At 66.3% G+C, this 18,777-nt stretch carries 22 protein-coding genes; 13 read left to right on the forward strand and 9 right to left on the reverse strand.

What is annotated here, in order from left to right:
- Positions 1-91 precede the first annotated feature (91 nt).
- On the forward strand, positions 92-1,261 hold the full coding sequence (locus ACT2B0_RS03460; RefSeq protein WP_473461504.1) for a YbfB/YjiJ family MFS transporter: 1,170 nt from the start codon (positions 92-94) through the stop codon (positions 1,259-1,261).
- A 210-nt stretch (positions 1,262-1,471) separates the two neighbouring features.
- Positions 1,472-2,761, forward strand: a complete 1,290-nt coding sequence (gene sbmA, locus ACT2B0_RS03465; RefSeq protein ID WP_473461506.1) for a peptide antibiotic transporter SbmA — start codon at positions 1,472-1,474, stop codon at positions 2,759-2,761.
- A 31-nt stretch (positions 2,762-2,792) separates the two neighbouring features.
- On the opposite strand, the gene ACT2B0_RS03470 is transcribed toward sbmA, so the two are convergent.
- The gene (locus ACT2B0_RS03470; protein WP_473461508.1) at positions 2,793-3,782 is read right to left on the reverse strand and encodes a polysaccharide deacetylase family protein; all 990 of its coding nucleotides are present in this window, start codon (positions 3,780-3,782) and stop codon (positions 2,793-2,795) included.
- Positions 3,783-3,947: 165 nt separating this feature from the next.
- On the opposite strand from ACT2B0_RS03470, the gene ACT2B0_RS03475 reads away from it, so the two are divergent.
- The 9 genes from ACT2B0_RS03475 to ACT2B0_RS03515 all read left to right on the forward strand — a co-directional run bounded on the left by ACT2B0_RS03475 (position 3,948) and on the right by ACT2B0_RS03515 (position 10,936).
- The gene (locus ACT2B0_RS03475; protein ID WP_473461510.1) at positions 3,948-4,523 is read left to right on the forward strand and encodes an NnrU family protein; all 576 of its coding nucleotides are present in this window, start codon (positions 3,948-3,950) and stop codon (positions 4,521-4,523) included.
- A gap of 135 nt (positions 4,524-4,658) precedes the next feature.
- Positions 4,659-5,324 carry a tetratricopeptide repeat protein gene (locus ACT2B0_RS03480; protein ID WP_473461513.1) on the forward strand — a complete coding sequence of 222 codons (666 nt, stop codon included), beginning with the start codon at positions 4,659-4,661 and terminating at the stop codon, positions 5,322-5,324.
- 8 nt (positions 5,325-5,332) lie between these two features.
- Positions 5,333-6,766, forward strand: a complete 1,434-nt coding sequence (gene der / locus ACT2B0_RS03485; protein WP_473461516.1) for a ribosome biogenesis GTPase Der — start codon at positions 5,333-5,335, stop codon at positions 6,764-6,766.
- A gap of 121 nt (positions 6,767-6,887) precedes the next feature.
- Positions 6,888-8,072, forward strand: a complete 1,185-nt coding sequence (locus ACT2B0_RS03490) for a cell wall hydrolase (RefSeq protein ID WP_473461518.1) — start codon at positions 6,888-6,890, stop codon at positions 8,070-8,072.
- 290 nt (positions 8,073-8,362) lie between these two features.
- Complete coding sequence (locus ACT2B0_RS03495; protein WP_473461521.1) at positions 8,363-8,710, forward strand: AtpZ/AtpI family protein; 348 nt, start codon at positions 8,363-8,365, stop codon at positions 8,708-8,710.
- Between the two features lie 39 nt (positions 8,711-8,749).
- On the forward strand, positions 8,750-9,499 hold the full coding sequence (locus ACT2B0_RS03500) for a F0F1 ATP synthase subunit A (RefSeq protein ID WP_473461523.1): 750 nt from the start codon (positions 8,750-8,752) through the stop codon (positions 9,497-9,499).
- Positions 9,500-9,574: 75 nt separating this feature from the next.
- On the forward strand, positions 9,575-9,799 hold the full coding sequence (locus tag ACT2B0_RS03505; RefSeq protein WP_473461525.1) for a F0F1 ATP synthase subunit C: 225 nt from the start codon (positions 9,575-9,577) through the stop codon (positions 9,797-9,799).
- Positions 9,800-9,868: 69 nt separating this feature from the next.
- Positions 9,869-10,447: a F0F1 ATP synthase subunit B gene (locus ACT2B0_RS03510; protein WP_473461527.1), complete on the forward strand. Its 579-nt coding sequence runs from the start codon at positions 9,869-9,871 to the stop codon at positions 10,445-10,447.
- 9 nt (positions 10,448-10,456) lie between these two features.
- The gene (locus ACT2B0_RS03515; RefSeq protein ID WP_473461530.1) at positions 10,457-10,936 is read left to right on the forward strand and encodes a F0F1 ATP synthase subunit B; all 480 of its coding nucleotides are present in this window, start codon (positions 10,457-10,459) and stop codon (positions 10,934-10,936) included.
- 258 nt (positions 10,937-11,194) lie between these two features.
- Here the strand turns inward: ACT2B0_RS03515 and ACT2B0_RS03520 are convergent, their stop codons facing one another.
- Both ACT2B0_RS03520 and ACT2B0_RS03525 read right to left on the reverse strand, forming a co-directional pair.
- A complete protein-coding gene (locus ACT2B0_RS03520) occupies positions 11,195-11,866 on the reverse strand; it encodes a ribonuclease HII (RefSeq protein WP_473461532.1) in 672 nt (223 codons plus the stop codon).
- Between the two features lie 147 nt (positions 11,867-12,013).
- Entirely contained in the window at positions 12,014-13,168 is a 1,155-nt protein-coding gene (locus ACT2B0_RS03525; RefSeq protein WP_473461534.1) for a PA0069 family radical SAM protein, read from the reverse strand.
- 135 nt (positions 13,169-13,303) lie between these two features.
- On the opposite strand from ACT2B0_RS03525, the gene ACT2B0_RS03530 reads away from it, so the two are divergent.
- On the forward strand, positions 13,304-13,807 hold the full coding sequence (locus tag ACT2B0_RS03530; RefSeq protein ID WP_473461536.1) for a glycosyltransferase family protein: 504 nt from the start codon (positions 13,304-13,306) through the stop codon (positions 13,805-13,807).
- A gap of 36 nt (positions 13,808-13,843) precedes the next feature.
- Here the strand turns inward: ACT2B0_RS03530 and moaB are convergent, their stop codons facing one another.
- The 6 genes from moaB to ACT2B0_RS03560 form a co-directional block, all read right to left on the reverse strand.
- Complete coding sequence (gene moaB, locus ACT2B0_RS03535) at positions 13,844-14,407, reverse strand: molybdenum cofactor biosynthesis protein B (RefSeq protein WP_473461538.1); 564 nt, start codon at positions 14,405-14,407, stop codon at positions 13,844-13,846.
- On the reverse strand, positions 14,404-15,282 hold the full coding sequence (locus ACT2B0_RS03540; RefSeq protein WP_473461541.1) for a 4-(cytidine 5'-diphospho)-2-C-methyl-D-erythritol kinase: 879 nt from the start codon (positions 15,280-15,282) through the stop codon (positions 14,404-14,406). Before ACT2B0_RS03540 ends, moaB begins: the two co-directional genes overlap by 4 nt.
- Before the next feature lie 16 nt (positions 15,283-15,298).
- Complete coding sequence (locus tag ACT2B0_RS03545; RefSeq protein WP_473461543.1) at positions 15,299-15,484, reverse strand: hypothetical protein; 186 nt, start codon at positions 15,482-15,484, stop codon at positions 15,299-15,301.
- Between the two features lie 70 nt (positions 15,485-15,554).
- Entirely contained in the window at positions 15,555-16,427 is an 873-nt protein-coding gene (locus ACT2B0_RS03550) for a S49 family peptidase (protein WP_473461544.1), read from the reverse strand.
- Between the two features lie 78 nt (positions 16,428-16,505).
- Positions 16,506-17,279 (reverse strand): tRNA1(Val) (adenine(37)-N6)-methyltransferase, encoded by a 774-nt coding sequence (locus tag ACT2B0_RS03555; protein ID WP_473461547.1) that lies wholly within the window; start codon positions 17,277-17,279, stop codon positions 16,506-16,508.
- A 2-nt stretch (positions 17,280-17,281) separates the two neighbouring features.
- Positions 17,282-17,506: a putative signal transducing protein gene (locus ACT2B0_RS03560; RefSeq protein WP_473461549.1), complete on the reverse strand. Its 225-nt coding sequence runs from the start codon at positions 17,504-17,506 to the stop codon at positions 17,282-17,284.
- Between the two features lie 160 nt (positions 17,507-17,666).
- Here ACT2B0_RS03560 and ACT2B0_RS03565 point away from each other — a divergent pair, with 160 nt between their 5' ends.
- Positions 17,667-18,683, forward strand: a complete 1,017-nt coding sequence (locus tag ACT2B0_RS03565) for a polyprenyl synthetase family protein (protein WP_473461552.1) — start codon at positions 17,667-17,669, stop codon at positions 18,681-18,683.
- Positions 18,684-18,777 lie beyond the last annotated feature (94 nt).

An 18,777-nucleotide genomic window follows, 5' to 3' on the forward strand; every position in this document is an offset into this window, starting at 1 on the left:
GAACCGGCGGAGCCGCGCGACCGCGCGGTTCCGCCGGTCTCGCCTCGCCATCCCGTTATACAACCGCGCCTTCGCGCTGTAGGGTGGCGCGATGAAGCGTGAGTCGGTCCAGCCGCTGCGTCTGGCGATCGCCGGTCTGATCGCCATGGCTGCGGCCATGGGCATCGGGCGTTTCGTTTTCACCCCGATCCTGCCCGGCATGATGCAAGGCCTCGGGCTCGACGCGGGCCAGGCCGGACTGATCGCCTCGGCCAACTATCTGGGCTACCTCGTTGGCGCACTGCTGGCCGCCGGCGGCTGGGCGCATGGCCGCGAGCGGGCCGCCATGCTTGTCGGCCTTGGCGCGAACGCCGTGCTGCTCGGCGCGATGGCGCTCACGCACGCGCTGCCGGTCTTTCTCGCGATCCGCTTTCTCGCCGGCGTGGCGAGCGCGTTCTTGATGGTGTTCCTGAGCGCCATCGTCTTCAGCCGGCTGGCGGCGGCCGGACGCGACGGCTTGCAGGCATTGCATTTCGGCGGTGTCGGCGTCGGCATCTCCGCGTCCGCCATCCTCACCGGCTGGATCTTCGCCGCCGGCCATGGCTGGAAGGCGGCCTGGATCGCCGCCGCGCTGTTGTCGGCGCTCGCCTTTTTTGCGGTCTGGCCGATGGCGCGCGGCGGACCGGCGGTCGCCGCCGGCGCCGGGCGCGAGCCGGCCCTGCCGAAAAGCGCCGCGCTTACCCGCATCATCGTCGCCTACGGCCTGTTCGGCGCCGGTTACATCGTCACCGCCACCTTCCTGGTGGCGATCGTGCGCCAGCAGGCAGGCGGCCCTTTGGCCGAATCCGCCGTCTGGCTGGCCACCGGTATCGCCGGCATCCCCTCGGTCTGGCTATGGAGCCGGATCGCGCGGCGCATGTCCATGGCGGCGGCGTTTGCTCTGGGCTGCGTGGTCGAGGCGGTGGGGATCGCCGCCAGCGTGGCGCTGCCGAGCCCGCTCGGCCCGCTTGTGGGCGGGGTGCTGCTCGGCGGCACCTTCATCGCCGTCACCGCGCTCGGCCTTCAGATCGGCCGTCAACTGGCGGCCGCCGCGCCCCGCCGCGCGCTGGCGCTGATGACGGCGGCCTTCGGCACCGGCCAGATTCTCGGACCGATCGCTGCCGGCTACGCGGCCGACTGGACCGGCAGCTTCCTGGCGCCGTCGCTCGGCGCGGCAATGATCCTGCTTGCCTGCGCCATTATCGGCTGGTCGGCCCGGGAGCCGGGGCCGCGCGCCAGATAGGAACCGGTTCGACAACGCGCCTGCCGGCTGTGGTGTCCCGGCGTGGGCCGGCGGGTTGGGTTCGGCGCGCGGCATCGTGATCGTCGCGCGGGCGGGTGGTGCGCCAACATGCTTGTTGCCGTAAATATTGGTTCATAGCATCGATTCGCTCGACCGAGCCGGCTCCATGCATCCGCGTCGTGCCGATCCGTGTCAGGGAGGCGTCTTTCCGTGTTCGTATCCTTCTTTCCGAAGCCGAAGCAGCTTTTCGTCTCGGCAGCGCTGTGGACGCTGTTCGGCGTGTTGTTCTGGTATGTCGTCGCCAGGGATTGGGGCGGGACGCTCAGCCTCGGTGGACTGTTCGGCTACGGCTTTCCGCCGGCACTGCCCGACGGTGCCGACGAGGCCGCACGGTCCGCCTTCGAGGCGGCGCGCTCGCCGGCGCTCGAATTCTGGTTCTATCAATATTTCGTCGTCCTGATCGCCGCCTTTGTCGGCTTCTGGATGGTCTATTCGCCCCATCCCTGGCAGCGCTGGTCGCTTGCCGGCTCGGCGCTGATCCTGTTCGTCAACTGGTTCCTGGTCCAGCTCGACGTGATGATCAACGAATGGTTCGGCACCTTCTACGACATGGTCCAGCAGGCGCTCGGCAATCCGGGGACGGTCGAGGCTACCGATTATTACTGGCAGATCGCCACCTTCCTGCAGATCGCGCTGGTCTACGTGTTTGTGGGGTCGCTGTTCCGGTTCTTCGTCAGCCATTTCATCTTCCGCTGGCGCACCGCCATGAACGAATACTACATGCAGAATTGGCCCCGGCTGCGCCATATCGAGGGTGCAGCCCAGCGCGTCCAGGAAGACACGATGCGCTTCGCCACCATCGCCGAGGGGCTCGGCGTGAGCCTGGTGGATTCGATCATGACGCTGATCGCCTTCCTGCCGTTGCTGTGGGGCCTGTCGGCGCACGTCAAGGAACTGCCGCTCATCGGCGAGGTCAGCCAGGGCCTGGTCTTCGTGGTGATCTTGTGGTCCGTCTTCGGCACCGCGCTGGTGGCGGTGGCCGGCATCCGGCTGCCGGGGCTCGAATTCCGCAACCAGCGTGTCGAGGCCGCCTATCGCAAGGAGCTGGTCTATGGCGAGGACCATGAAGACCGGGCCGAGCCGCCGACGGTGCGCGCGCTGTTCGCCGACGTCCGGCGCAACTATTTCCGGCTCTATTTCAACTATCTCTATTTCAATCTGGTCCGCATCTTCTATCTGCAGATCGGCAATCTGGTACCCTATATCGCGCTCGGGCCGACCATCGTCAGCGGCGCGATCACGCTCGGCGTCATGCAGCAGATCATCCGCGCCTTCAGCCGCGTCGAGACCTCGTTCCAATATCTGGTCAATTCCTGGTCGACGATCGTCGAGCTGCTTTCGGTCCACAAGCGCCTGCAGGCGTTCGAGGCGACGCTCAGGGGCGAGGCGCTGCCCGAGATCGACCGGGACTATCTTGCGCGCGAGGGCGCGCGCGAATGAGCGATCGGCAGCGCGGCGTCTCGCGCGGCCTTCAGCCGCCGACCGGCTCGCCGCTCTGCGCCTCGAGCGTCTTGACGAGGTCGCCATAACCGACACAGCGCACCTCCTCCCTGCCGCAGACCTCCGTGGCGAACCGTTCGAGCGCGCGCCAATAGGCGCCGCCATTCATCAAGGTGAAGTGAAATCCGACCTGCAGCGGCGTGCGCGCGCCGTCATATTCGGCCTCGAACGCGTCCATCAGCGCGCGGTAGCTGCGCGCCTCGAAGCGGCCGTCCGTGTCGGGCTGTTCGACGGCGTCTGAATGGCGCACGAACCAGTTATAATCCATGGCGATGACGCGTCGGCTTTTCGGGCCTTCCGGAATCATCGGCAGCGCGAAATGCCAGAGGCCGCCTTTGCGCCGCGGTGACGCCGGCCCGCGCGAAACCGAACTGGCATCGTAGTCGAGCCCGTCGGCGACCAGCGCCTCCGCCAGGCCCGCATTGACCGACAGATAGGGCGCGCGGAAACCCGAAATCCCGGTTTCGGCGAAGCGGCGCCAACCCTTGGGCTCACCCTCGATCCCGTTGATCTTGTAGGCGTCGCGCAAAATGGTGCGGAACTGGGTGAATTCCTTGCCCCACTCGGCCGCGCTCCAGCCCTTGCCGTCGAAATGGCCGCAGCCGTGGCTGGCGATCTCATGGCCTTCGCGCCGGGCACTCCGGATCTGGTCGAGCCGTTCGGCGACCTCCGCCTTGGTCTCGGCAAACCCGACATTCGACTGGCCGGGCTTCCTGCCGGGTCCCGTGTAGGTCGCGCGCGTCTCCTTGGACAGCAGGAACACGCAGGACAGGAAATAGGTGAAGCGAGCGCCTGTCGCCCGCGCCAGCGTTCTGCTGCGATTCCACTGCGCCACGTCGTGGGCACCGTCGAAGGAAATCACCACGAACTGTGGCTCGCGCTCCCTCCCGCCGGCAAAGGCGGCTGGCGCGGCAAGCCCGAGCGACAGCAAAAAAGCGAGCGAGCGAAAATACAAAGGCATGAAAGGTCTTCTTGCAAAAACGAGCGGCGGGTCGAAGCCGGCACCGGTGGCCGGTGAATGTGGCAGCTCTGCGGTCGCGCCGCTCAAATCGTTTTGCAAGAGCGCCGCCGCGCGTTAGGGTCCGGCCGATCATCGCCGGCCTACGGCGCTTTCGGAGTTTTTTTGATGCTCGTCCTTATTCTCGGCCTTGTCCTTTTCCTGGGGGTGCATTCGGTGCGTGTCTTCGCGCCGGCATGGCGGGACCGCAAACGCGATGCGCTCGGCCATGGTCCGTGGCGCGGGGCCTATTCTCTGGTCTCCGTGGTCGGTTTCGTTTTGATCGTGTGGGGGTATGGCCTGGCCTGGGCCGGGGCGCCGGTGCTTTACGAGCCGCCGGTCTGGCTCAAGCATCTGGCCGCCCTTTTGATGCTGTTCGCCTTCGTTTCCATCATGGTGTTCGCGCTGCCGGCGGGCCGTCTGAAGCCGGTCCTCAAGCACCCTATGCTGCTTGCGGTCAAGCTGTGGGCTCTGGCGCATCTGCTCGCCAATGGCGACCTGGCCTCGCTGCTTTTGTTCGGCTCGTTTCTGGCCTGGGCGGTTCTCGACCGCATTTCCGTCAAGCGCCGCGGCGAGGCGCCCCCGGCGCCGGGGCCCGTGTTCAACGATGCGATCGCGGTCGCCGCGGGCCTCGTGCTTTATGTGCTCTTCGTGTGGAAACTGCATCTGTGGTTGTTCGGCGCGGTGCCGATCGCCACCACCTGACCGGCAGCCGACGGCCGGATTGGTGATCGCCAAACGGCAAAATTCGTCACATGCCTTCCATAAGCCGGAATTTTCGCTAAAAGGCGTGCGCAATCGCTCGTCGCGCGTGGCGGGCCGAACAACGGTAACACATCGATGTCGGACGACAGTTTCATCCGCGAGGTTTCCGAAGAGCTGCGCCAGGATCAGGCCAAGGCGCTTTGGGACCGCTACGGGCCTCTCATCCTTGGCGTGGCCGTCCTTGTTGTGCTGGTCACTGCCGGCATTGTTGGCTGGAATTATTGGACCCAGGCCCAGGCCAGTCGCTCCGGCGACGCCTTTTCCGAGGCTTTGACCTTCGCCTCCGAGGGCCAGAACGACGAGGCCCTTGCCGCGCTCGAGAAGCTCGAACAGGAAGGTTATGGCGCTTATCCCGTGCTCGCCCGGTTGCGCGCGGCCACGGTCCTGGCCGAAAAGGGCGATCATGACGGTGCGGTCGCGGCGTTCGACGCGGTCGCCGGTGACAGCTCGATTCCCGGCTCGATCCGCGACATGGCCCGGCTGCGCGCCGCGCTGCTTCTGGTCGATCATGGCGCTTATGACGAGGTGTCGGCACGCGTGGAGCCGCTAACGGCCGAGACCAACACACTGCGCCATTCCGCGCGAGAGGCGCTCGGCCTGGCCGCCTGGAAGGAAGGCAAGCCGAGCGACGCGTTGACGCTGTTCGACCAGATCGCGGACGACACGGCCGCGCCGCGCAACGCGCAGGAGCGCGCCAAGCTCATGGCCGAGTTGATCCGTGGGTCGGGCGACGCGTCCTGACCGCCGCGATGTCCTTCACCATCGCCATTGTCGGCAGGCCGAATGTCGGCAAGTCGACGCTGTTCAATCGGCTGGTCGGGCGCAAGCTCGCCCTTGTCGACGACACGCCGGGCGTGACGCGCGACCGGCGCGTGCACGAGGCCCGGCTATACGATCTGCGCTTCCAGGTCATCGATACGGCCGGCTTTGAGGATGTCATCGACGATTCGCTCGAGGGCCGCATGCGCCAGCAGACCGAGCGCGCCATCGCCGATTGCGACCTGGTCCTGTTCATGATCGACGCCAAGGCCGGCATCACGCCCAACGACGACGCCTTCGCCCGGGTTGCGCGGCGGCTCGGCAAGCCGATCGTGCTGATCGCCAACAAGGCCGAGGCGCGTGGCGCCGAATCCGGTCTGCACGAGGCCTGGGGCCTGGGGCTTGGCGAGCCGGTGCCGATCTCGGCCGAGCACGGCCAGGGCCTGCCGGACCTGCGCGAGGCGATCATCGCCGCGCTCGGCGAGGACAGAGTGTTCGGCCCGGACGAGGACGACGCGGCTGGCGAGGCCGAGGCCGCGCTTGTCGGTGAGGACGTCCATGACGCCGACGAGGACGAGATTCCCGCCTACGACGCCACCAAGCCGATGCGCATCGCCATCGTCGGCCGGCCCAATGCCGGCAAGTCGACGCTGATCAACGCGCTGATCGGCGAGGAGCGCCTGCTGACCGGACCCGAGGCCGGCATTACCCGTGATTCGATCTCGGTCGACTGGCAATGGCGCGGCCGCAAGATGCGACTGTTCGACACGGCCGGCATGCGTCGTAAATCGCGGGTGCAGGAAAAGCTGGAAAAGCTCTCCGTTGCCGACGGGCTGCGTGCCATCCGCTTCGCCGAGGTGGTGATCGTCGTGTTCGACGCCACGATCCCGTTCGAAAAGCAGGATCTCCAGATCGCCGACCTGATCGTGCGCGAGGGGCGGGCGCCGGTGCTTGCCTTCAACAAATGGGACCTGATCGACGATCCGCAGGAACTGCTTGCCGAGTTGCGCGAAAAGACCGACCGGCTCCTGCCTCAGGTGCGCGATCTGCGCGCCGTGCCGGTTTCGGCCGAGACCGGCCGGGGGCTCGACAAGCTGATGCAGGCGGTCGCCGACACGCACGAGGTCTGGAACCGGCGCATTTCCACCGGCCGCCTCAACCGCTGGCTTGAGGGCGTGCTGGCCCATCATCCCCCGCCCGCCGTCGCCGGCCGCCGGCTGAAGATCAAATATCTGACCCAGGTCAAGACCCGTCCGCCCGGGTTCGTCGTGTCGTGCTCGCGGCCCGATGCGATGCCGCAATCCTATGTGCGCTATCTCGTCAACGGTCTTCGCGAGAGTTTCGACATGCCGGGCGTGCCGATCCGCGTCATGTTGCGTGCGCCGGAAAATCCCTTCGCCGGCCGGGCGCGCAAGAAGAAATGATCTGCCGCGTATCTGGCTCCGGTCCGCTCTAATTCAGCCCGATTTCCGCCGTTAACGCTCCATCAACGATAAAACCGCAAACTCTTACACATTCGTTCGAGTGGCGTTCTGGAGAGTTTTGGTGCTTCGAGAGTCGGTTTCGCGGCTGCCCGCCGCTGTGTTCCGCGGGCCTACCCTGCTGCCCTCGCTGGCTGTTGCCGCGGGCCTGTTCATCGGTTTTCCCACGCAGACGGCCTATCAGGACATGGCGAGCTATGTCGCCGGCATCGGCGCGCGCGAGGTGCGTTGGGGCGCGGTTATCGAAAGATCGGTCGCCGGGTCCGTGCACAAGGCCGAGATGCCCTTCGTCGACGACACCGTGACCGGCACGATTTCGGGCGGCGGCATGAAGACCGACGCTCTCGGCGCCGTTGCCTTCCGCGACAAGAGCGGCGTTGCCAATGACGTGCCCGACGAGGCGCGCGTCAATCGCGGCGAAAAGCGCGGTCGCATCATCAATGTCGCTCCGGTCGCCCCGCCCAAGGCTTTCAACGCCGGTTCGGTGCTGGAACGCACCAGCATGATCGCGGTTCCCGTGGCCGAGCCCGAACTGGCCATGGCCTTCGACAAACCAGCCATCAAAGGCAAGGAAATCGCCATCGCCGCTGCTTTCCATCCCCGCGCCGCCGAAAAATCGTCCCCCGGCGTGCCGGCCATGCTGGCCAGCCTGGTCACCAGCGACCGTGCCGACATTCTGGCCACCGCCTATGCCCCGGCCGAACCCGATTATGCCAAGAAATCGCCCTTCGCCAGCCTGCTCGGCGAGGAGAAGGACGACAAGGGCGGCCGCTTCATTCCGCCGGTCGCCAAGGGCGACCATCCGTGGATGCGCCAGCCGTTGCCTGCCTCCGTGTTTTCCGAGGCTGAGCAGAAATGCCTTGCCGTCGGCATCTATTTCGAGGCGCGCGGCGAGAGCCTGAAGGGGCAAGCCGCGGTCGCTCAGGTGATCTTGAACCGGGTGCGCAATCCCACCTATCCCAATTCGGTCTGCGGCGTCGTCTACCAGAACGACAGCTGGCGCAATCGCTGCCAGTTCTCCTTTGCCTGCGACGGCATTCGCGATCGCATCGAAAGTCCGAACCATTGGCGCATCGCCAAGGATATCGCCATGGCCGTCACCGCCGGCAAGATATTCATCTCCGAAGTGGGCTCCTCGACCCATTATCACGCCACCTATGTGGCGCCGCGCTGGGCCCGCGCGATGAAGAAGATGAAAAAGATCGGGCTGCATGTTTTCTATCGCACCTATGGCGGCGGCTGGAACTAAACGCGCGGGGGATTCTCCGCTTCGGCACGCCCGGGCACCGCGGATTCGCCGATCCATGGGCATGTGCGAGCGCGGACGTAGTGTCGCACCAATCTAACTATTTGAAATAATTTGCTTATTTAGCGGCTGCCAGAGCCCGAACTGCGGCTTGACTGCCGGTAGCGCCCTCACTATGGTGCGCCCGACTTTGGAGCGGGCAATCCGGCCGGGATTGTGCGGGCAGGGGTCACGCGCCGGATACGGTTTCGGTGAGACCCGCGTGAAGCGGCCCGTGCGGGATCCAGGTGAAGATGGCACGCGAGGACGATCTTGATCGCAGGCGACGGGAACTGGAGGCTGCCCTTTCGGCGCGGCGTCCGGAAACCGACGGTGAGAAAAGGTCTTCCAGGTCGGGCGGTCTGGCCGGGGCCGGCAATGCGCTGAAACTATCCAGCGAGTTCATTGCCGGTATTGTGGTCGGGGCCGGAATCGGATGGATAATCGACCGGCTGGCGGGCACTTCGCCCTTCGGTCTCGTGATTTTCCTTCTGCTCGGCTTTTGCGCAGGCGTTCTCAATGCCCTGCGTTCGACGGGGCAGATGGCGGAATTTGGCTCCCGCCCATCCGGCAAGGATGGCGACGGGGACGGCAGGAACTGAACGGCGCCACTGGCGCGAGCAGCAAGGCGGGGTAGGCAGGTGGCAAGCGATCCCATCCACCAGTTCAATATCAGCAAACTGGTCCCGATCGAGATCGGCGGCCTGGATTTTTCCTTTACCAATTCCTCCGCCTTCATGGTTGCCACGGTCGTTGCCGCCGGCGCGTTCTTGTTCATGAGCACCGCCAGCCGCGGCCTGGTGCCGAGCCGCATGCAGTCGATCGCGGAAATGACCTACGAATTCGTGGCCAACATGCTGCGCGACGCGGCCGGCTCGCAGGGGATGAAATTCTTCCCCTTCGTGTTTTCCCTGTTCGTGTTCGTGCTGGTCGCCAACCTGTTGGGCATGTTTCCCTATTTCTTCACCGTCACCAGCCACATCATCGTGACTTTCGCGCTCGCCATCTTGGTGATCGGGACCGTCATCGTCTACGGCTTCTTGAAACACGGTCTGGGCTTCCTCAACCTGTTCGTGCCGAGTGGCGTGCCGGGCGTTCTGCTGCCGCTGGTGGTCGCGATCGAGATCATCTCGTTCCTGTCGCGCCCGATCAGCCTTTCGGTGCGTCTGTTCGCCAACATGCTGGCCGGACACATCACGCTCAAGGTGTTCGCCGGTTTCGTCACCTCGCTGAGCGCGTTCGGTATTGTCGGCATTGGCGGTGCGATCCTGCCGCTTGGCATGACGGTCGCGCTGACCGGCCTCGAATTTCTCGTCGCGTTCCTGCAGGCCTATGTGTTCGCGGTCCTGACCTGCATGTATCTCAACGACGCGATCCACCCCGGGCACTAAAGACCCCGGGACGTCCGGTGCGGCGTCCCTCTTCGACATCAACCTGATCCCAAGCTTCAAAGAAGGAGTACCCCAATGGAAGTAGATGCAGCTAAGGCAATCGGCGCGGGCATTGCTTGTCTCGGCATGGGCGGCGTCGGCATCGGCCTCGGCAACATGTTCGGCAACTTCCTGTCCGGCGCGCTGCGCAATCCGTCTGCCGCCGACGGCCAGTTCGGCCGCCTGATCTTCGGCTTCGCCGTGACCGAGGCGCTCGGCATCTTCTCGCTTCTCATCGCGCTGCTGCTGCTCTTCACCTAAGAGCCGAAACCAACGCGTAGGGTGACCGGCCGCCTCAGGCGGCCGGCTGAAAAGTGACAGGACATGCCCATGTTTGTGGCACCGGCATTCGCCGCGTCGGACCAACCGGCGGAAAACGGCGAGACTCATACCGCGACCGAAGCGGGTCATGGCGCCGCGGAGGCGGGTTTCCCGCCCTTCGAGACGGCGACCTATCCGTCGCAGATATTGTGGTTGGCGATCACGTTCGGCCTGTTCTACCTGTTCTTGAAGCGGGTGGCTTTGCCGAGGCTGGCCGGCATCATGGAGGTGCGGCGCGACCGTATCGCCCAGGATCTCGACCAGGCGGCCCGGTTGAAACAGGAATCGGACGAGGCGATCGCCGCTTACGAGCAGGCGCTGGCCGAGGCCCGCCAAAAGGCCAACCAGATCGGCCAGAAGGCGCGCGACGCGGCCAAGGCGCAGGCCGACGAGACCAGGCGTGTCGTCGAGGCGCAGCTGGAGGAAAAGCTGGCCGGGGCTGAAACGCGGATTTCCGAGATCAAGGCGTCGGCTCTCGCCGATGTCGGCACGATAGCGGAAGACACGGCCGGTTCCATCGTGCAGACGCTGGGCGGCGGCTCGGTCACCAAGGCTGAAGTCGCGGCCGCGGTCAAGGCAGCGCGCTAGGAGGCGATGATGGACGCAACATTCTGGGCCACAGTTGCCCTGTTCATCTTCTTCGCGGTCGTCTTCTACCTCAAGGTGCCGGGGTTGGTGGCCAAGTCGCTCGACGACCGTGCCGAACGCATCCGCAACGAGCTCGACCAGGCGCGCAAGCTGCGCGAGGAAGCGCAGGAGGTGCTGGCCGAGTATCAGCGCCGTCGTAAGGAAGCCGAGAAGGAAGCCGACGACATCGTCGCCTCGGCCGAGCACGAGGCTGCCTTGATGGTCGAGGAAGCCAAGCAGAAGACCGAGGATTACGTCGCGCGGCGCACCGCGCTGGCCGAGCAGAAGATTGCCCAGGCCGAGCGCGACGCCGTCAACGAGGTTCGCGCGCAGGCGGCCGATATCGCTGTGGAAGCGGCGCGCCGGCTCTTGGAGTCCAAGGTCGACGCGAAACTGTCGGGCGATCTGTTCAAGAGCTCGCTCGCCGACGTCAAGACGAAGCTCAACTGAGGTTCCGTCGACCGCAAACAGCGTCTGAAACGACCTGAACAATGCCGCCTCCGGCGGCATTTTTTGTTGGTTAACCGGGGCAGCGGTTCTTGGCCATGGGCGCGACCCGCGGCCGCGCGGGCGAACAACGCACACTCTCTCTCGAAAAGAGCGGGACGGACCGGTTTCCGTCGCCGGCCCGGCCCCGCGCCGGATAAGACGGGCGTTCCGGCAGTCTGGAGGTACAGGCGCGGGACAGTCTTGCGTCGGTCGGCAACGCTATGTCTCGGCGGTGCTGTCGACTGTGGCCCGCAGCGGTGCGAAGGACAGGCGGTGGATGCGTGCGACGGCGCCGCTTTGCACGATCGCCTCGCGGTGGATCCGGGTACCGTAGCCCATATGGCGCTCGAACCCGTAGTCTGCGTGGCACCGCCCGCATGCCGCCATCATGCGGTCGCGCGTGACCTTGGCCACGATCGAGGCCGCCGCGATCGACTGCGCCCGCTGGTCGCCTTTAATCAGTGCCTCGGCGTGACAGCCGAGCGCCGGGGGCACGTCGCGCCCGTCGATCAGCGCGAAGCCCGGTGCGACCGACAGCGCGGCCACTGCCCTGCGCATGGCCTCCAGGCTTGCGCGCAGAATGTTGGACTTGTCGATCGCCGGAGCCGAAAGGCTCGCCACGCCGACGGCGCGGGCACTGTCGAGTATGGCGGTGTAAAGCGCTGCGCGGGCAGCCGCCGTGAGCCGCTTGGAATCGTCGAGCCCGGCGGGAATGGAGCCCGGGTCCAGAATGACGGCGGCCGCGACCACCGGCCCGGCAAGCGGCCCGCGGCCCGCCTCGTCGACGCCGCACACGGGCGATAGGCCGCGCGCCATCGCCCGCTCCTCGTGGGCAAAGTCGGGGCCGTCGGCGAGCGCGAAAAGCAGCGGAGAATCGGGGGAGCGAGCCATTTGCGGCGAAACTCGCATTCGCCCCGATTCTCCGCAAGTCCTTCCCGGCCCGAAGGGGCGGCGGGTCGGGAAGGGCCGTCGGCTAGGGCGGGGGACTTAGCCGGACGGAAACAGGGACGCCGGCCAGGATGGCGACCGGCGCGACGCCTAGAACAGGCGCAACTGTTCGCCGGCGCGCGGCGGTGGTTTGAAAAGGTCGGTGCGCAGGGCGAGCCTGGCCCGGTTGAAACCGATCCGGCGCGCGGCGATCTCGAAACGGCGGCCGATCTGCCAGGCATAGGGCCCGGTCCCGCGCATCCGTTTGCCCCAGCTCGCATCGTAATCCTTGCCGTCGCGCATCGAGCGGATCAACGCCATCACGTGGCGGTAGCGGTCCGGATAATGGCGCAGCAGCCAGTCCTTGAAGATCGGGCTGACCTCCAGCGGCAGGCGCAGGATGATATAACCGGCCTCGCGGGCCCCGGCGGCGTGGGCCGATTCCAGGATGCGCTCGACCTCGTGGTCGCTCAGCCCGGGGATCAGTGGCGCGGCCATCACCGAAACCGGAATGCCGGCCTGCGACAAGGCCTTCATCGCCTCCAGCCGCCGCGTCGGCGTCGCCGCGCGCGGTTCCATCGTGCGCGCCAGGCGCCGGTCGAGCGTCGTCACCGAAAACGCGACCTTGGCCAGGCCGCGCGCGGCCATGCGCGCGAGAATGTCGCTGTCGCGCATCACCAGCGCCGATTTGGTCACGATGCCGACGGGGTGATTGTGGGCGTCCAGCACTTCCAGAATCTCGCGCATGATGCGCCACTGTCGTTCGACCGGCTGATAAGGGTCGGTATTGGTGCCGATCGCGATCGTCTTCGGCTCATAGCCTTCCCTGGAAAGCTCACGCTCCAGCAGCTTGGCCGCATCCGGCTTGGCAAACAGCCGCGATTCGAAATCGAGCCCGGCCGAAAGCCCCATGAAGGCATGGGTCGGCCGGGCGAAGCAGTAGACGCAGCCATGTTCGCAGCCGCGGTAAGGATTGATCGACCGGTCGAAGGAAATATCGGGCGACGTGTTGCGGGTAATCACCGAGCGCGGCTTTTCCACCTGCACCTCGGTCTTGAAGGGCGGCAGCTCTTCCAGCGTTTCCCAGCCGTCGTCGAACACTTCGCGGCGCAGCGGCTCGAACCGTCCCGACGGGTTGATGCCGGCCGCGCGTCCGCGCCGTCGCGCTTCGTCGACGCGCAGGCCGGTTTCCTCGATCAGCGCGTTCGCCATTGCGGCGCCGCCACCGGTAAAGGCCGCCATGTCGGCGCGGTCGAACTGCTCCATGATCTGTCTCCGCTCGTCGGATGCGAGTCGTTCTCGATGAATCTATTCCTATCTGGGCATGAGGAACAAAGCAAGAACTTTATCGCCGGCGCGCCGGTGTTGGCTTTGTTTGCTGCAATGCGGTATCGAAGGCGCATGCTGACCGTGGTGATCGAGACGCTGAACGACGAGGACGCGCTGGCCGCTACGCTGGCTGCGCTTGTGCCGGCGGCGGTCGAGGGGCTGGTGCGTGAGGTGATCGTGCACGATCGCGGCTCGTCCGACGCCACCGTGACGATCAGCGACCATGCCGGCTGCACCCTGGTTGAGCCGGGAGGACTCGGCCGCGGGCTGGAGGCGGCGCGCGGAACATGGCTGTTGTTGCTGGAGCCCGGCGCCCTTCCCGGCGAGGGGTGGATGGAGGCGGCCGCAAGCCATGTCGGTACCCAGCGCCGGGCAGCGCGGTTTTCACCGGCGCGTCGTGGCGTCCTGCCGCTGCTGAAGCGGCTTTTCGCGCGCACGTCTCCGCTCGCCGATGGCGTTCTGGTTTCGAAGGCCGAGGCGCTGTCGCGCTACCGGCCGGAGGGCGGGTTGGAGACGGTGGCGCGCGGGCTCAGGCGCTGCCGGCTGAATGCTGCGATCGGGTTTGCGTCACGCTGACCGTCGACGCGGCCCGCGGTCGCCGCGCCCGTTTGTTCACACCATCTTGCCGCCGCCACGCTTCAGGTGTTCGTCGAGACGCGGCATGATCTCCACGAAGTTGCACGGCATGTGCCGGTAGTCGAACTGGCCCTTCAAAATTCCGTCCCAGGCATCGCGGCAGGCGCCGGGCGAGCCCGGCAGTACGAACACGAAGGTCTGGTTGACCAGCCCGCCAGTGGCCCGCGACTGGATCGTCGACGTGCCGATCGTGTCGTAGGAAATGCGGTGAAAGATCTCGGAAAACCCGTCCATGCGCTTTTCGAACAGCGGCTCGACGGCCTCCGGCGTGACATCGCGGCCGGTGAAGCCGGTGCCGCCGGTGGTGATGATGGCGTCGATCCTGTCGTCCTTCGACCAGGCGAGGACTTTGGCGCGGATGGTCTCGATCTCGTCGCGCACGACAGCCCGCTCGACCAGCTGGTGGCCGGCCGCCGCGATACGCTCGGCCAGCGCCCCGCCGGACTTGTCGTCGGCGATCGCGCGCGTGTCCGACACGGTCAGGACCGCGATGCCCACGGCGATGAAGGGGCGGTTTTCGTCGAGCCGACCGGCACTCATATGTTCGATCCCGTGGTTTCGCCAGCGGCCACGAACCAGCCCGGCCGTTCTTGTTTGATCATGGCCGCCGCGCGGTGCGCCGCCTCGATCGTGTCGTAGAGCCCGAAACAGGTCGCGCCCGATCCCGACATGCGCGCCAGCGGCGCGCCGCTTGCCGTCAGCAGGTCGAGCGCCTCTGCGACCCGCGGGGCAAAGGCGATCGCTGCCGCCTGCAGATCGTTGCGGCATTTTGCCAGCCAGTCCAGCACCGATTGCCCGTCGCGCCGCGTCGGCAAGGCAGGCAAGGGCGCGTTGTCGCGGCGCTCGAGCCCGGCAAACACCGTTTGCGTCGGCACCGCCACGCCGGGATTGACCATGACCAGCGGCAGCGCCGGCCAGTCGGCGAGGTGTTGGATATCCTCGCCGATGCCGCGCGCGATCAGCGGCCGGGCCGCCAGGCACATCGGCAGGTCGGCGCCGAGTTCAACACCGAGCCGCGCCAGTCCGGCCTCGTCGGCATCGAGCTCCCACAGCGCCGCGAGCCCGCGCAGCGTCGCTGCCGCGTCGCTGGAGCCGCCGCCGATGCCGGCGGCCACCGGCAGGTTCTTCGTCAGCCGAATGGCGCTGCGCCGGTCGCGGGCCTGCGGGAACGCGTCGCGCAGCCGGTCTCGGGCGCGGGTGATCAGATTGTCGCCGCCGTCGGGCAGGGCGTCGGCGAACGGCCCGGCAATGGCGAGCGTGTCGGCGGCGGCCGGCGCGAGCTCCAACACATCGCCGGTCTGCGAAAACACCGCCAGCGTGTCGATCAGGTGATAGCCGTCGGCGCGCCGACCGGTGACGTGCAGGGCGAGATTGATCTTGGCCGGCGCGTGGACCGTGAGTGAGGGACTGCGCATGAAAACCCGCGTCCGCTCAGTCGCGTGCCGGCCGGTATTCGCCCGTCTCCGGGTCCTTGATCAGCGTGCCCGCCGCGTGCGTCTCGGCCTCGCGTTCGGCCCGGCGCACCCGCGCCGAGACGCGGTCGGCCTCGCGCAGAAAAGCCCGGTAGCCGAAATAGGCGACGGCGCCGACAAGTGCGAAAAAGATCAGCTGTGGCATGTCTGGTCAGCCTCCCTCGAAGCCCGACTGTGTTGCTCGACCGGCAATCATAGCCCCGTAGTGGGGCGCTTCAAAGGCCGAACCGGCTCCAAAGCGCGCGTTCTTCCAGCGCGTCCGCCACGCCGCTTGCCAGCGCTCCGGCGATTTTCTCGCTGTCTCCGCCGCCCTGGCCGACGCCGAACAGGTTCAGGCGGCGCCCGAACAGCCCGCGCGGCGCGCTCACCAGCCGCAGGCGTGTTTTCTCGCCATAACGCGCTTTGAGAAACGAGCGCATGTCGCCGAGTTGGTCGACGAGCCCGAGTTCGAGCCCCTGCCTGCCGCTCCAGAACATGCCGGAAAACAACTCGTCATTGTCGGCGAGCTTGGCGCCCCGCCGCGCCTTGACCAGATCGATGAAGGTTTCGTGGATATCGAGCTGCAGCGCCTTCAGCCGCGCGACGTCCTCCTTCTTTTCCGGCGAGAACGGATCGAGCAGCGCCTTGTTCTTGCCGGCGGTGTAGAGCCTGCGTTCCACGCCGATCTTCTTGATCATCTCCTGAAAGCCGAAACTGGCCGACACCACGCCGATCGATCCGACGATGGAGGACGGGTCGGCGATGATCTCGTCGCCGGCGACCGCGATCATGTAGCCGCCGGAAGCCGCCAGATCCTCAACGAACACGTAGACCTTCTTGTTTTTCTCCTCGGCCAGGTCGCGGATGCGCCTGAAGATCAGCCGCGACTGCACCGGCGATCCGCCGGGAGAATTGATCGCGATCGCGACCGCCGGCGCCTTTTTGAAGGAAAACGCCTTTTCCAGCATGCCGGCCGTGCTCGCCAGCGACATGGTCTGGCGCAGCGCGCTGCCGGCCGGCATGATCGCCCCGCTCAGCCGCACGACTGGAATGACCACGCCATCGGCGCGCATCGAGGCGGGCAGGAAGGGTTGCAGATACTGTCTCAACAAAGCTCTCCAGAGTTTCAATCGCATGTAGGGAGCCGAAACGATTGCGCAATGGTCCGCGCTACCGGCACACGCTCCTCAATCGCCGAACAGCGCGCCTTTGCCGTTATTGATGGCGTCGGCCTGTGCGCTGAAACCGCCGCTGCCGGTTTCGTGCAGGAAGAGTGGCGGGGCGATCGCCGGCATCTTGCGCGCGCCGCGCACCGCGCGCACCACCACCCGGATCGCCATGGCGTCCGCGCGCGGATGGATCGGCCGGATTTCGGCGGCGCCGAAACGGCCCTCGAGCGCGGTGAGAATAGCACTGATCGAGTCGGGCCGTGCGATCAAGCCCAACCCGCCGCGCGGGCGCACGATCGCGGCCGCCGTGCGCAGCCAGCGCTCGATCGTGTCGTCCTGCATGACATGGGCCGCGCGTTTCAGCGCGTGCGGGGTGGCCCGGTCGCGGTCGCGATTGAAGGGCGGGTTCATGATCGCAAAATCGAAGCTGTTGTCCTTGAGGCCGGCCGCCTGGCGGGCCTCGCCCGAAAGCGTTACGTCGGCGACAAGCACCTGCGCGCGCGCCGCCAGTGCTGCGTTCTGCGCCAGAGCGAGGCTTTTTTCGGCGAACGCCGCCATGTCCGGCTCGCGCTCGACCAGCACCGCCTGCGCGCTGCCGCAGCGTGACAGGACGGCAAGCCCGGCCGCGCCCGCGCCGGCGCCGAGATCGGCAAGCCGCCCGGCAAAGCCCGCCGGAACGGCGGCGGCCAGCATCATCGCGTCCATGCCCGCTCTGTGACCGCTGCAGGCGGGCTGCACGACAAAGAACCGTCCGCGATGGAACGCGTCGATCGTGAAGGGGGCGGGCTCCATGGCTAGCCGTTGCGGATCTCGTCGGCGATGCCCGCGTCGGCAAGCAGCCGCCTGGCGCGCGCGACCGTGTCGGAACTGACCAGAACGCGGCGCGGCAGGACGCCGAGCGAGCCTTCGACCACGCTCATATTCTGATCGGCGACGAAAAACTCGATCCCCGCGTCCCGCAACAACGCTTCGATGAACGAGATCACGACGGGGTCGTTGGTACGCACGAGTTCGATCATGGGGCGCCTGCAATTGAACCGCCGTGTTGTAGCCTCAAAAGCGGGCTCTGACCATCCGACGCGGCCGGCCGCGCCAATTCGCCCCTTGCAGGCCGAACACGCCGCGCCCTAAATTGGGGGTAGGGCCGCCAGTGCCCGAAATGAATTCCGGGGAGTTTTCGTGGGCGTAGTCGTATCACTGGACGAGGGCAAGCGAGGCCAGGCCTCGATCAAACCTCTGATCGAACTCACCGCGCACGACATGTCGCGCGTCAACCAACTTATCCTGTCGAAGGCCGGCTCGGACGTGGAGATGATTCCCGAGGTCGCCAATCACCTGATCTCGTCGGGCGGCAAGCGGCTGCGGCCGATGCTCACGCTGGCGACCGCGCGCATGTTCGGTTATGACGGCGAAGGCCATGTCAAGCTGGCTACCAGCGTCGAGTTCATGCATACCGCGACCCTGCTCCACGACGACGTTGTCGACGAGAGCGGCCTCAGACGCGGCAAGAAGACGGCGCGGACCATATGGGGCAACCAGGCCAGCGTGCTGGTCGGCGATTTCCTGCTCGGCCAGGCGTTCCGCATGATGGTCGAGGTCGGCTCGATCGACGCGCTCGATATCCTGTCGACGGCGGCGTCGGTGATCGCCGAGGGCGAGGTCATGCAACTGGTCGCCGCCAAGAACCTGGAAACGACCGAGGACGAATATCTCGCTGTGATCCGCGCCAAGACGGCGGCGCTTTTTTCCGCCGCCGCCGAAGTCGGCCCGGTGATCGCCTCGGCGACGCGCTCCGAGCGCGCGGCCTTGCGTTCCTACGGCACCAATCTCGGCCTGGCTTTCCAGTTGATCGATGACGCCCTCGACTATGGCGGCAAAGCCAGCGACCTAGGCAAGAATGTCGGCGACGATTTCCGCGAGGGCAAAGTGACCCTTCCCGTCATCCTGTGCTATCGCCGTGGCACGGTCGAGGAGCGCCGGTTCTGGAAAAAAAGCATCGAGGACGGCGTCAGCGACGATGGCGCTCTGGAGGAGGCGCGCGGGCTGATGTCGCGTTACGGCGCGATCGGTGATACGATAGCGCGCGCGCGCCATTTCGGCGAGATCGCGCGCGATGCGCTCGCCCCCCTGAAAGAGACGCCGCAAAAAAACGCGCTTCTCGAAGTGATCGATTTCTGTATCGACCGCGTATCCTGACCAGCGTGACAATGGCGGCGCGCCGAGCGCCTTGCCGGTGCCGGGAGGCCGTTGAACGATGGCTCTCAAAAATGCCATGGTCGGGATGAAGATA

The sequence above is a fragment of the Nitratireductor sp. J20-h4 genome, assembly GCF_056780505.1.

Excerpts from the sequence above, each read along its gene's own strand:
- ACT2B0_RS03460 (WP_473461504.1), top strand. The coding sequence starts at position 92 with ATGAAGCGTGAGTCGGTCCAGCCGCTGCGTCTGGCGATCGCCGGTCTG.
- ACT2B0_RS03470 (WP_473461508.1), bottom strand. The coding sequence starts at position 3,782 with ATGCCTTTGTATTTTCGCTCGCTCGCTTTTTTGCTGTCGCTCGGGCTT.
- ACT2B0_RS03475 (WP_473461510.1), top strand. The coding sequence starts at position 3,948 with ATGCTCGTCCTTATTCTCGGCCTTGTCCTTTTCCTGGGGGTGCATTCG.
- ACT2B0_RS03480 (WP_473461513.1), top strand. The coding sequence starts at position 4,659 with ATGTCGGACGACAGTTTCATCCGCGAGGTTTCCGAAGAGCTGCGCCAG.
- der (WP_473461516.1), top strand. The coding sequence starts at position 5,333 with ATGTCCTTCACCATCGCCATTGTCGGCAGGCCGAATGTCGGCAAGTCG.
- ACT2B0_RS03495 (WP_473461521.1), top strand. The coding sequence starts at position 8,363 with ATGGCACGCGAGGACGATCTTGATCGCAGGCGACGGGAACTGGAGGCT.
- ACT2B0_RS03505 (WP_473461525.1), top strand. The coding sequence starts at position 9,575 with ATGGAAGTAGATGCAGCTAAGGCAATCGGCGCGGGCATTGCTTGTCTC.
- ACT2B0_RS03510 (WP_473461527.1), top strand. The coding sequence starts at position 9,869 with ATGTTTGTGGCACCGGCATTCGCCGCGTCGGACCAACCGGCGGAAAAC.
- ACT2B0_RS03515 (WP_473461530.1), top strand. The coding sequence starts at position 10,457 with ATGGACGCAACATTCTGGGCCACAGTTGCCCTGTTCATCTTCTTCGCG.
- ACT2B0_RS03520 (WP_473461532.1), bottom strand. The coding sequence starts at position 11,866 with ATGGCTCGCTCCCCCGATTCTCCGCTGCTTTTCGCGCTCGCCGACGGC.
- ACT2B0_RS03525 (WP_473461534.1), bottom strand. The coding sequence starts at position 13,168 with ATGGAGCAGTTCGACCGCGCCGACATGGCGGCCTTTACCGGTGGCGGC.
- ACT2B0_RS03530 (WP_473461536.1), top strand. The coding sequence starts at position 13,304 with ATGCTGACCGTGGTGATCGAGACGCTGAACGACGAGGACGCGCTGGCC.
- moaB (WP_473461538.1), bottom strand. The coding sequence starts at position 14,407 with ATGAGTGCCGGTCGGCTCGACGAAAACCGCCCCTTCATCGCCGTGGGC.
- ACT2B0_RS03540 (WP_473461541.1), bottom strand. The coding sequence starts at position 15,282 with ATGCGCAGTCCCTCACTCACGGTCCACGCGCCGGCCAAGATCAATCTC.
- ACT2B0_RS03545 (WP_473461543.1), bottom strand. The coding sequence starts at position 15,484 with ATGCCACAGCTGATCTTTTTCGCACTTGTCGGCGCCGTCGCCTATTTC.
- ACT2B0_RS03555 (WP_473461547.1), bottom strand. The coding sequence starts at position 17,279 with ATGGAGCCCGCCCCCTTCACGATCGACGCGTTCCATCGCGGACGGTTC.
- ACT2B0_RS03560 (WP_473461549.1), bottom strand. The coding sequence starts at position 17,506 with ATGATCGAACTCGTGCGTACCAACGACCCCGTCGTGATCTCGTTCATC.